General features: G+C 30.7%; 14 protein-coding genes and 1 tRNA gene. 8 read left to right on the top strand and 7 right to left on the bottom strand.

Going from position 1 to position 12,275, the window contains the following annotated elements:
- Positions 1-7 precede the first annotated feature (7 nt).
- The gene (locus IPK88_05980) at positions 8-787 is read left to right on the top strand and encodes an enoyl-CoA hydratase/isomerase family protein (GenBank protein ID MBK8242952.1); all 780 of its coding nucleotides are present in this window, start codon (positions 8-10) and stop codon (positions 785-787) included.
- Positions 788-833: 46 nt separating this feature from the next.
- On the opposite strand, the gene IPK88_05975 is transcribed toward IPK88_05980, so the two are convergent.
- Entirely contained in the window at positions 834-1,523 is a 690-nt protein-coding gene (locus IPK88_05975; GenBank protein MBK8242951.1) for a DUF4397 domain-containing protein, read from the bottom strand.
- 136 nt (positions 1,524-1,659) lie between these two features.
- Between IPK88_05975 and IPK88_05970 the strand changes: the two genes are divergently transcribed.
- The gene (locus tag IPK88_05970; protein MBK8242950.1) at positions 1,660-2,460 is read left to right on the top strand and encodes a M48 family metalloprotease; all 801 of its coding nucleotides are present in this window, start codon (positions 1,660-1,662) and stop codon (positions 2,458-2,460) included.
- 233 nt (positions 2,461-2,693) lie between these two features.
- On the opposite strand, the gene IPK88_05965 is transcribed toward IPK88_05970, so the two are convergent.
- The 6 genes from IPK88_05965 to IPK88_05940 all read right to left on the bottom strand — a co-directional run bounded on the left by IPK88_05965 (position 2,694) and on the right by IPK88_05940 (position 6,020).
- Positions 2,694-2,777, bottom strand: a tRNA-Leu gene (locus IPK88_05965).
- A gap of 363 nt (positions 2,778-3,140) precedes the next feature.
- Entirely contained in the window at positions 3,141-3,749 is a 609-nt protein-coding gene (locus IPK88_05960) for a fumarylacetoacetate hydrolase family protein (GenBank protein MBK8242949.1), read from the bottom strand.
- A gap of 18 nt (positions 3,750-3,767) precedes the next feature.
- Positions 3,768-4,757 (bottom strand): tryptophan--tRNA ligase, encoded by a 990-nt coding sequence (gene trpS / locus IPK88_05955; GenBank protein MBK8242948.1) that lies wholly within the window; start codon positions 4,755-4,757, stop codon positions 3,768-3,770.
- Between the two features lie 6 nt (positions 4,758-4,763).
- Positions 4,764-5,144, bottom strand: coding sequence for a RidA family protein (locus IPK88_05950; GenBank protein MBK8242947.1), 381 nt, complete (start codon positions 5,142-5,144; stop codon positions 4,764-4,766).
- A gap of 141 nt (positions 5,145-5,285) precedes the next feature.
- Positions 5,286-5,492, bottom strand: coding sequence for a 50S ribosomal protein L32 (gene rpmF, locus IPK88_05945; GenBank protein ID MBK8242946.1), 207 nt, complete (start codon positions 5,490-5,492; stop codon positions 5,286-5,288).
- Positions 5,493-5,504: 12 nt separating this feature from the next.
- Complete coding sequence (locus IPK88_05940) at positions 5,505-6,020, bottom strand: DUF177 domain-containing protein (GenBank protein MBK8242945.1); 516 nt, start codon at positions 6,018-6,020, stop codon at positions 5,505-5,507.
- Between the two features lie 104 nt (positions 6,021-6,124).
- Between IPK88_05940 and IPK88_05935 the strand changes: the two genes are divergently transcribed.
- The 6 genes from IPK88_05935 (at position 6,125) to IPK88_05910 (ending at position 12,275) form a co-directional block, all read left to right on the top strand.
- The gene (locus tag IPK88_05935; protein ID MBK8242944.1) at positions 6,125-6,232 is read left to right on the top strand and encodes a 30S ribosomal protein THX; all 108 of its coding nucleotides are present in this window, start codon (positions 6,125-6,127) and stop codon (positions 6,230-6,232) included.
- Positions 6,233-6,336: 104 nt separating this feature from the next.
- On the top strand, positions 6,337-8,994 hold the full coding sequence (locus IPK88_05930; protein ID MBK8242943.1) for a D-alanine--D-alanine ligase: 2,658 nt from the start codon (positions 6,337-6,339) through the stop codon (positions 8,992-8,994).
- Complete coding sequence (locus IPK88_05925) at positions 8,984-9,829, top strand: hypothetical protein (GenBank protein MBK8242942.1); 846 nt, start codon at positions 8,984-8,986, stop codon at positions 9,827-9,829. The genes IPK88_05930 and IPK88_05925 overlap by 11 nt, the downstream gene beginning before the upstream one ends.
- A 285-nt stretch (positions 9,830-10,114) precedes the next feature.
- Positions 10,115-10,732, top strand: coding sequence for a DUF4294 domain-containing protein (locus IPK88_05920; GenBank protein MBK8242941.1), 618 nt, complete (start codon positions 10,115-10,117; stop codon positions 10,730-10,732).
- Positions 10,732-11,751 carry a diphosphomevalonate decarboxylase gene (locus IPK88_05915; GenBank protein ID MBK8242940.1) on the top strand — a complete coding sequence of 340 codons (1,020 nt, stop codon included), beginning with the start codon at positions 10,732-10,734 and terminating at the stop codon, positions 11,749-11,751. Before IPK88_05920 ends, IPK88_05915 begins: the two co-directional genes overlap by 1 nt.
- Positions 11,751-12,275, top strand: coding sequence for a rhodanese-like domain-containing protein (locus tag IPK88_05910; protein MBK8242939.1), 525 nt, complete (start codon positions 11,751-11,753; stop codon positions 12,273-12,275). Before IPK88_05915 ends, IPK88_05910 begins: the two co-directional genes overlap by 1 nt.

The raw sequence follows: 12,275 nt of genomic DNA, 5'->3' as shown, positions 1-12,275 counted from the left end.
ACTAAATATGAACAAAACAGTTTTTTTTGAGATTCAAAATAACATTGCATTTATCACTTTAAATAGACCTGAAGTTTTTAACAGTTTTAATAGGACGATGGCGTTAGCCTTACAAGAGATAATTAAAGAATTAAATGATAATGATGATGTAAGAGCTATCACTATAACGGGGGCAGGAAAGGCATTTTCTGCTGGGCAAGATCTTGCTGAAGCGGTGGAGAAAGATGGTCCTTCCTTTGAAACTATATTAGTGGAACATTATAATCCCGTAATTAGACTTTTGCGTTCTAGCAGAAAACCAATTATTGCGGCAGTTAATGGAGTTGCTGCTGGGGCCGGAGCTAATATTGCATTAGCATGTGATATTGTAGTTGCAAGCAAAAAAGCAAGTTTTATTCAAGCCTTTAGCAAGATAGGTTTGATTCCGGATAGTGGAGGAACATATTTTTTACCAAGGCTAGTTGGAATCCAAAAAGCTATAGGAATAATGATGACTGGAGATAAAATATCAGCAGTTGAAGCAGAACAAATGGGACTGATTTATAAAGTATTTGAAGAAGAGGATTTCAAGAATGAAGTTGAACGCTTTGTTTTGCAAATTGCTGAAATGCCAACTAAAGCACTTGGATATATAAAATTGTTAATTAATGAATCATTGAATAATAATTTGGAGCAGCAATTATTGTTAGAAGTTGAATATCAAAAGAAAGCAGGTTTAACATATGATTTTCAAGAAGGTGTAAATGCATTTTTAGAAAAAAGGAAAGCTATTTTCAAAGGAAAATAAATCAAACTTGTAGGTCCTTAAACTTACAAGTTTGATTTTCTTTGTTTTAATTATTCACCATAAGATTATGTCCTGGAAGTGCGCCACCAGTTCCTCCAATAAGCCCTTTTGTATAAATGGTATATTTTTTGCCAGCAGGTACTTTAAATGAATTGATACTAGCAATTAAACTGTTAGTTTGAGAATCCTTTATTTCGATTTTTTGTCCTGCAGGATTTACGGGAAAAAAGTCAATAACAGATTTATAATTTATGTTGGATGCAATGACAACACCATCCACGAGTAAATTAACTCCTGTTGAATTTGAAATCAAATTGATAAAACGAACATAAGCCTTAGAACTGTCAGAGACTGATAGGTTATCTTCTAATTTCAGTAATTCAATTTTTGCTTTAGTATTAGCTGCAATTAAGGTATAATTTTTATTGTTATCAAAAGTTATATTTGAATTAAAAAAAGCGGTACTTGAATCTCTTATAGAAATACTAAAAGGATGAGTTCCGGCAGGTAATGATGCGTATGGAATAGAATTTGGGTGTGATACATTATTATTTACAAAGACTGAAGAGTCTTTAAGGAAAATTCTCAGGAATGTGACATCGGTACCTGAACAGGTATGGATAAAGGCAACTTTGGGGTTGACAAGAGGACCTTCTTCTTCCTTTTTACAAGATGCTATAAGTCCAAAAACGAATAAAGCAGCAAAAGTCCAAAAAAATAAATTTTTAGTTTTCATAAAATAAATTTTAGGTAAAAAAAATGCGTGAACTTGAAATAAAGAAAGGGTATAAGGTGTAACGTTCAAAAAAGCATTATTATTGTTGTTTAAATTCTAATAATAAAATTAAAAAATTGGGTGTATTATGGATGTAATGATTAAAGAACCAATTACAAAGCAAGCTGGATTCAAATTAAGCGGTCCACTCATTATTGCTTTGATTGTTGCAGGAGTATCAACTTTAAAATATTGTACTTCAAAGACTTATAATGAGTATTTAGGAATTTATCAACATGTAAGTATTTCACCTGAACAAGAAATTTCGATCGGTTTACAAACAAAACCTGCAATGATTCAAGAATATGGAGGGATTGATCCGGATCAAAGAAGTCAGCAATTAGTTAATGAAGTAGGACAACAACTTGTTAACCAAAGTATCGCCAGAAATACTCCGTATCAATATGAATTTACGGTATTAAATGACCAAAATACGATTAATGCTTTTGCATTGCCGGGAGGACAGGTTTTTATTACAAGGGCTCTTTTTGATCAATTAAAATCCAAAGACCAATTAGCAGGTGTTTTGGGGCATGAAATTGGTCATGTAGTAGGAAGGCATGCTGGAGAAAGAATGCAAAAAGATGGATTACTTCAAGGCTTGGCTGGAGCAGCTGGAGTTGCGTTTGGAGATTACGGGTCCAATCAAGCGGCACAGCAAGTTGCAGCATTAATTGGCCTAAGTTATGGAAGAGACCAAGAATTACAATCTGATAATTTGGGGGTAAGATTTATGATAGACGCAGGATTTAATCCTGAAGAAATGATTGGCGTTATGGAAATATTGAAAGCAGCATCTGGAGGTCAACGACAGGATGAATTTAGATCATCCCACCCAGATCCGGAAAATAGAATTGACAAAATTCGAGAGGCAATACAGCAATATAAAAAAGGGTAATTTTAAAACTGAGGAGAGAGATAACTCAGGAGAAATTGAGAGGTATAAAAATTAAGAATTTTGAAGTAAAAGGGATAATTTCGTTTTGTCAACATCTCATGTATATCGAGAAAACCTGCAGTCTAGCAAAGCTAAAAATTGTTTTTCCGGTGATAATTCTGGAAAAAAGATAAAAATTAAATTAAAAGTTCTATAAATAAAAAAAGCGTTCAATTGAACGCTTTTTTAACAAGTACCGAAAGTGGGACTCGAACCCACACGACTTTGAGGTCACTGGATTTTGAGTCCAGCGCGTCTACCAGTTCCGCCATTTCGGTGGTTGGCTGTTATAATTGCAAAAGTATATAAAATTATATTAATAAATTATTGTTTCTCTCAAATTTGTAAATAATTCAAAATTTATAAATAAAAAAGTAAAAAGTACACTAAAGGGAATTCAATAATTTTGAAACACATCAAAATTTAAGACGATCCCAGGAACGTAAATTAGAATGCTTTATATAAAAATATCATTTATAAAATATCATTTTAAAATGTTAAAAAACGATCACTTATAACAAGTATATAAAATAAAATTTTAAACAAATGATAATCTAATAATAGGAACTGTAGATTTAAAAGAGGCATTCAATATTTTAAACTAACATCATAATATAAAACAACTATTCAAATGAATCATGTTATTTTATCTCACATGAAAAAAGTTGTTTCTTTTCAATAAATCCTTCGAAAATTTCGCCTTTATGAATAGGTCCTACTCCAGAAGGCGTTCCAGTAAAAATCAAATCACCTTGACTTAATCTAAAAAATCTAGATAGATAATGAATTATTTGTTCAAAACTGAATAACATTTCATTGGATTTTCCATATTGGACTTGTAATTTGTTTTTATGCAATTCAAATTCAATATTATTTAAATTGAGATCGTTTTTGTCAAGCCAATTGCCAATAATTGCTGAGTGATCGAAACCTTTAGAAATTTCCCAAGGAAGACCTTTTTCTTTACATTCTTGTTGCAAATCTCTAGCAGTTAAATCAAGTCCAACTGTTATGTGGCTATAATAATCACTACATTTAGCTAGTGGTATGCTTTTGCCACTTCTACAAATTTTAAGTACAAGTTCAATTTCGTATTGAATATCGGTGCTAAAATCAGGATAAAAAAACGGTTTGTTTTCTCGTAGTAATGCACCTGAAGGTTTACAAAAAACCACGGGTTTTGTTGGAATTGGGTTATTTAATTCTTTAGCATGTTCAGAATAATTTCTACCGATGCAAAATATGGTCATAAATTATTATTTTAAAAATTAACCCAATCCTGATAAAGATTTTACTTCTTTTATAGTAGTCTGAGCATGCTCACGAATCTTAGCTGAGGCTATTTTTATTTGATCTTTAATGTTTTTTTTATTTTCATTCAGTCTTACTTTTTCTTCCTGAATAGGGGTAACGACTGAAATTACAGCATCCGAAACAGCTTCCTTTAATAAACTATATTTAATGGTTCCTAATTCAAATTCGTGATAAAGTTCTTGGTATTGAGTTTCTGAACCACAAGCTTTCAAAATGGCAAATAAATTCTCAACACCGGGGCTAAGTTTGTTGTCAGACCCTGCATCAGTTACTGCAGAACGAATTTGTTTTTTTATTTGATCAATGGGCGCAAAAATATTAATATTATGCTTATCACCTAAACTAGCACTCATTTTTTTGAAAGGGTCAGCAGTAGACATTATTTTAGGAGTTTCAGTATATAATGCTTCTGGTGTATTAAAGTATTCTTTACCAGTTGTATGATTAAACCGTAAAGCAATATTTCGAGTTAATTCTAAATGTTGGTCCTGGTCTTTTCCAACAGGAACATAATCTGCTTTATATATTAGAATATCTGCTGCCTGTAAAACAGGATAGGTAAATAAACCGGACGAAATGAATACATCTTTGTTTTTATCCTTGATTTGTTCTGATTTATCTTTAAATTGAGTCATTCTATTAAGCTCTCCATAACTGCACATGCAACCAAGTATCCAGGATAATTCAATATGTTCTGGGATCAAAGATTGAATAAATAGATTTTCTGTTTTTATTCCACAAGCTAATAGGTTAACAGCAAGGTCCCAAACATTTTCGCGTAATTTATTGGGATCGTAAGGCATGGTAATGGCATGGTAATCAACAATACCATAAAAACAGTCAAATTCTTTTTGTAATCTGATCCAATTTTCCACAGCACCAAAGTACCGTCCAATATGCAAATTACCGGTGGGTTGAATACAAGAAAGGATACGTTTTTGCATAATAAATTATTTGTAGGCTATACAAGAGATCTCAATATTTACGCCTTTCGGAAGTTGAGATACTTCCACTAATTCTCGGGCTGGAGCACCGACTTTTGGGAAATATGTGGAATAAACAGCATTGATATTAGTAAATTGGCTTATGTTTTTTACAAAAACGGTACATTTTACAATATCCTTAAATTCCATTTCTGCTTCATGAAGTATTGCTTCAATATTGTCCAAAACTCTATGTGTCTCCTCCTCAATATTGGACATAAGTAATTCACCACTTTTAGGATCTAAGGCAATTTGTCCAGAAACATACAAAGTGTGACCAACTTTAATGGCTTGACTATAGGGACCAATTGGAGGTGGGGCATTTGGAGTAAAGATAATTTTTCGCATAAAAGGTGAGTTTAAATTTTAAAAAAAAAGCTCCAATAATTGGAGCTTTCTAGTTATTATTTGATTATATTATATAACAACGGAAACGAAAGTCTCCAATTGAAAAACTAAAGGACAATATAATATAATATAAAATGATTCTTATGCTTCAGATGCAGTAGCCTCTTCAGCAGCTTTTATAACAACATGTCCTCTGTAATACATACTTCCTTCATGCCAATGTGCATGATGCATAACATGAAGCGCTCCAGTTGACTTACATGTAGCTAATTGAGGAGTTTCAGCTTTGTAATGAGTTCTTCTTTTTCTTTTTCGCGTTTTCGAATGTCGCCACTTCGGATTAGGCATAATTAATTTTTTTTAATTCGTTTTCAAATTTTTGAGTATATCCCAAGTAGAGTTATCCTCTTTATTATTTACAGTATTCTCATAATATTTTAGAAGTTCAAAATTGCATGGTGGATTTTCTATATTGTCACAATCAATTAAATTACTAATAGGAACCGACACACATGCAAATTCGTAAAGCAGATCAGCAATATTATATTCATGTACATCAGGAGATATAAAAATAAGATCAGGATCATCAGAAACCTCATCTTTTTGCTTAACTACCATATTATACTCACCAAAAATTGGCAACTCTATGCTAGCCAAACAACGATCACAATCAACATTCACAAAACCTGTTATATTAAAACAAAATGAATATATATGGTCTTCTTTATTAAGATCAACTGTGACAGAAATAACTCCATTATTTATTGGGCTTAATTCAAAATGATTGAAAAATTGACTATCCAATCTAAAGTTATAAGAGTGGAACCCATTTTTTAAACCCTCAATAGGTAAAATAAACTGCTTCAAATAATCCATAAAATGAACGTTTCCAAATTTAGGACTGCAAAGGTACTGTAATTTCTATTATTTTTTTAATAATTATTGAAAAAAAACATACCTTCGTGAATAATTTTAAATTTATGGGCAGAGGTGATAAAAGAACAGCTAAAGGAAAAAGAACTAGATCTTCATATGGAAATAGCCGTCCAAAAAAGATTGCTGTTATAAAAAAGGCTAAATCCGCTTAATTTAGGAAGATTTTAGATATTATCAATGATAAGACCTAATTGGTTAAGTCAAAGAATCTTAATTTTTCTACCTTTGATTTTTAATCAAGGGTTATTGTGATTTGATGAAAATAGGGATATTATTTGGTGGTGTTTCTAGAGAACGTGAAATTTCTTTTGCGGGTGGTCGTACCGTTTATGATAATTTAGATAAATCTTTGTTTGAGGCTATTCCTATATTTATTGATAGTTGTGGCCATTTTATTAAACTTGATTGGAAATATATTTATAAAGGGACGATAAGAGATTTTTTTCCTCCGTTAAAATATATACCTAATACTAAGAATTCATTTCAAATTTACTGTGAAAGTTTAGAGAATAATCCTAATCTGGATTGGGATCATTTAATTGATGAAGTCGGTCAGCGAATTCCAATTGAAGAATTAAAATTACATATTGATTTTGCATTTTTAACTTTACATGGAAACCTTGGGGAGGATGGACAAATTCAAGGCTTACTGGAATTTATTGATATACCATACACCGGAAGTGGTATATTACCATCAGCCATTGGAATTGACAAATCTTTTCAAAAGAAGATCATGGACCTTGCAAAATTTCCAACTCCAAAGGTAATGGTCATTTCAAAAAAGCAATGGTTAAATAAAAACGTTCATACAATCTATTCAAATATCGAAAAACAAATTGGTTTTCCTTGTGTGGTCCGCCCTTCCAATCAAGGATCTTCAATTGGTGTATCCATTTTGTCCTCAGATGCTTTAATGAGTGATGTTTCAACCGCAATTGACAAAGCTTTTTTTAGATATAATTTAGAAATGGCAGAATGGAAAAATCTAAATGAAGCTAAAAAATTAGATTTTATAAATAAAATTCTAGATATTAGAGATGGAATTGGATTACCACTATTAATTAATAATGAATGGACATATCATCCAGAAGATTTATTAATGAAATTGAATTCAATTGAAGGTGGAATTGCAACTTTAGAGAGTAAATTTACAGAACAAAAAGTAATTGTTGAGTCATTTATAAATGGGCGTGAATTTTCATGTATTGTAATTCGAAATGAAGATGGTACAGCAGTAGCCTTGCCGCCAACTGAAATCATAAAAGGCCACCATATCTATGATTACCGATCAAAATATTTGCCAGGACTTTCCAGAAAGCAAACACCGATTGAAATTGATGACAAGCAATTAAACTTAATTTGTAGCGAGTGTATCAGGCTTTTCGAATTATTTGAATTTAATACATACGCAAGAATAGATGGTTTTATAAATAGTTCTGGAGTTATTTACCTTAATGATCCAAATACAACATCAGGTATGTTGCCCTCGTCATTCTTTTTTCATCAAGCCGCTGAGATTGGATTAAATCCATCTCAATTTTTAACGTACATAATTAGAACGTCAATTTGGGAAAGAAATAGAAAGCAGTTGGTTATTTCACAAAAGTTTAATTTATTAGAACGAATAGATAACGACATTTTACAATTGCAAACAACTAATAAAAATAAAATAAGAGTAGGAGTAATAATGGGTGGCTATTCATTTGAAAGACATATATCATTGGAAAGCGGTCGAAATATATTTGAAAAATTGTCTAGCTCTGATAAATATTCTCCTATACCTATTTTTCTTTTGGGAGATGAGAATGGGTTTGACTTATACAAGATTCCAATAAATCTGATGTTAAAGGATAATGCTGATGACATCAAAAAACAAATATTAAATGGATCACAACATAAAATAATATCTGTTATCAGAGATCAATGCAAAGAAATTATTGCAAAATATAGCTCAATTGATTATCAATTTCATCCGAAATTAATTTCAATTGAAGAATTAAAGGATGAGGTCGACGAAGTGTTTATTGCATTGCATGGCCGACCAGGAGAAGATGGTACCTTACAGCAGGTATTAGACAATAACAAAATACCATATAATGGAAGTGGACCAAACTCATCATCATTAACCATAAATAAATATAATACACTTCAAAAATTAAAAAGTAATGGTTTCACAGTAACCGATCAATGGATAGGTTATTCACAAGATTATTATGCATCCAAAGAGCAATTTGTTTCTCAAATTGAATCGAAATTTGATTACCCATTTATAATTAAACCTGTTGATGATGGCTGTAGTAGTGCTGTCCTGCGTATTAAATCTCAAGAACAATTAATTAATTACTTAGATGCTTTATTTAGATTAGAATCAGAAATTAACAAAGATTCTAGGGATAAATTAAATTTAGCATGGAATGAAGAATTTCCAAAAAAATCTGAAGTTTTGATTGAAGCATTGATTGAATCAAATGGTGCTAAACAATTTATGGAAATCACAGGAGGTTTATTAACCAAAAAAACAGAAGATAAAATTATTTATGAAATTTTTGAGCCATCTGAAGTATTAGTAAGTGGAGAAATATTAAGTTTAGAAGAAAAATTTTTAGCTGGAGAAGGTCAAAATATAACACCACCTAGATTTGGTAATAGTGTAGAGGAATATAATATAATATTTCAACAAGTAAAAGCACAGTTTTTAAATGCAGCAAAAATTTTAGATATTAAAGGATATGCTAGAATTGATGCGTTTGTGAGAGTATATGAGCGTTTAAAAGTTGAAACGATTATTATAGAAGTTAATTCATTACCAGGAATGACCCCAGCAACTTGTATTTTTCATCAAGCTGCTTTAAATGGTTACAAACCTTATGATTTTATTGATAAAATTTTAGAATTTGGTATGAATGAAAATTGAAAAGAATCAATTTAAGTGGACTGAAATTGTTCCTTTTTTACGAAGTAAATTATTTTTATATACTCTAATTCGTATTGGAATTTTATTGATCATTTTATGGATTTTACACTCCTTTATTTTAAATTTTTACACCAACCATGGTCAAAGATTAAAATTAGCTAAGTATATTGGAGTGTCCGTAACTAATGTTATTAAGCACGCAGAACCGCGAGGATATGAAATCATTATTACGGATTCAGTACATGTTATTGGACGTTCAGGTGGTATCATATTATCACAATTGCCAAAACCAGGAAGTTATGTAAAACGAGGAAGAAAAATTTATGTAAGTATTACTAGATATAAAGCAGATGAAATTTTATCGGAAGTATTACCGATATTATATGGTAAAAAATATGAGCACAAGAGAATCGAATTGGAAAATAATTTTGAATTAAAATCTAAAATTATTGGATTTGAGTATGACCCGGGACCAATAGGACATATTATAAGTGTAAAATATAGAGGCCAAACATTAGTGGATGATAAACATCAAGAATCAAACGTATTAATTTCAAAGGGAGACACTTTAGAATTTATTTTGTCTCAACAAAAAGGAGGAGAAGTTGAGATACCAAATTTAAGATGCAAAACAATGGATGAAGTAAAATTTTTATTAATTGCATCTAATTTAGAGTTGGGAAATATAAGTAAAATGTTAGAAACGCTTAATCCAAATGAAGGCATTGTTGTAAATCAATTTCCTGAATATCAAAGTGGAAAAATGATTAACATGAAGGAAGCTATAAATATAACAATTTCAGATGAATTTCCAATAGATTGTGACGAACAATAGTTGTTGATATTCCAGAATAGGGTTAATTATAAATTTACGATTTAGTTTATCAAGATAATATGGAAAGTGTTAATAGTTGAAGATTAGAGTGGTGAATTTATTTATTGTTTGTTTTTATATAAACAAAGTATTGCAATTTATTAACAGAAATGGATTTCAAATAAAACTAGAAAGGTGACTCAACATGAAATATTCGATGTACTCAACTAGAATAAATTGTCAATTTTTTCATAAGAGTTTAGTTAAATGACAAATAAACAAAATTAACTATTAACATTTTTCGTTATGAAATTAATGATTAGATGTCTAATTATATTTATTGTAATAATTTTAAGAACTTTTCAAGTTTTTGCTCAATCACCGTATAAGGAATTTATAACAATAGTTGACGGAGAACCAGTTAAAGTATTGGTAATAGATGGAGATACCTTGGTGATTGCTAATTTAGAGCTGATTTCTGTTACCGCACCACGAGAATTTGACTATTCTGAGGATAGAGATAGGTATAGCAAATATAGAAGATATGCTGCAATTGTATATCCCTATGCAGTGCAAGGTCTTAGAATTTATAAACAACTTGAAAAAGAATCTGAAGGGAAATCTAAAAGAGAAAAGAGAAAGATGATTAAAGAAATTTCAGGAAGACTGAAGGATGAATTTGAAGAACCGTTAAAAAACCTAACGAGAACACAAGGATTAATTCTTACTAAAATGATGGAAAGAGCCCTGAATAAACCATTTTATGAAATTATAAAGGAATTAAAAGGAGGATTTACAGCAATGTATTGGAATCAATTGGGAAAGATGTATGATTATCAATTAAAAGATGAATATAGAGTTGGCAAAGATCCAATATTAGATGCGGTTTTAGAAGATTTTGATGTATTGAAAGACTTGAAATAATGAGCAACCATGGTGAAATAGTTTGGAGAAGCCCGTCCAATTTAGCTATTGTAAAATATTGGGGAAAGAAAGAACAACAAATACCACTTAATCCTTCATTGAGTATAAGTTTAGCTAAAAGTTATACAGAAACAAAAATGAATTGGGAAAAGGGGAATGGTGAAATACATTACTTATATGAAGGCATTGTAAATAGTACATTTCAGAATAAAGTCATTCGATTTATTAAATCATTAAATCTTGATTGGTTAAATCAAGTTAATTTGCGATTTAATTCTTTTAATACATTTCCTCATTCTGCAGGAATTGCTTCTTCAGCATCATCTATGAGTGCTATTGCACTGTGTCTTGCGTCTCTTGAAAATCAGATTACCGAAACACAAGTTGATTTCAATCAGAGAGCGTCATATTTAGCCCGATTGGGAAGTGGATCGGCATGTCGGTCAATTTATCCAAAGGCGAGTCTTTGGGGCAAAACCGAAGGAATTGATCAGTCTTCAGATTTTTATGGTTTGGATTGGTCCGAGTATATTCATGAAGATTTTAGTTTCTTGCAAGATTATATTTTTATTGTAAACAAGAATCAAAAATCTGTTTCATCATCGGCAGGGCATGAATTAATGAATCAACATTCATATAAATTGGGAAGAATAAATCAAGCTCGGGAGAATATTAAATTATTGATAGAAGCTTTAAAAAATGGCAATTGGTCAGATTTTATTTACATAGCAGAAGAAGAAGCTTTAAGTTTACATGGTTTAATGATGAGTTCTCGACCGGGCTATTTATTATTAGAGCCTGAATCAATAAAAATAATCAATGCCATCCGGCAATTTAGAACAGAAACTAAATTACCATTAACATTTAGTGTAGATGCGGGGCCGAATATACACATGTTATTTCCAAGCTACATTCAAACGAATGTTCAATCATGGCTTGAGGAAATGTTTCCTGATTATTTAAAAGAATCCAGGATTATTTATGATTGTATTGGTGAGGGACCGATAAAGTTAATCTAATGAAAAACAAGGTTTATTTTTTAACGCTAATATTTTATGGAACATTTTCATTTTTGAATATTGTTGCCCAACCTAGAGTGTTAAATCCAAAATATCAAAAAACTTTAGATCATTTGTTAAAACATAATGTTCCAGAAATATCAGTTTCCGAATTAATGGGGTGTAAAGATTCCTTTTTAATTTTAGATACTAGAGAAGTAGAGGAATACAATATTAGCCATATTGAAAGTGCTCAATTTGTAGGATTTGACCATTTTGATATTGAAAGTCTAAAAAATATTCCTAAAAATAGAAAAATTGTTTGTTATTGTTCAATAGGATATAGAAGTGAAAGGATTGCGAGCAATTTAATGCAGAAAGGTTACACAAATGTATACAACCTTTATGGTAGTATTTTTGAATGGGCAAATATGAATTATCCACTTGTTGACCAAAATGATAAATTAACAAACAAATTACATCCATATTCTCGATTATGGGGAAAATTTATTGATAACCCAAAGACAATTAAAATTTTTAAATAA

Origin of the sequence: Candidatus Defluviibacterium haderslevense (assembly GCA_016712225.1) — a bacterium.
In the GTDB taxonomy this organism is placed as follows: Bacteria; Bacteroidota; Bacteroidia; order Chitinophagales; family Saprospiraceae; genus Vicinibacter; species Vicinibacter haderslevensis.
The sequence above is the reverse complement of the archived record's forward strand: the minus strand, read 5'-3'. Positions and strand labels throughout refer to the sequence as shown.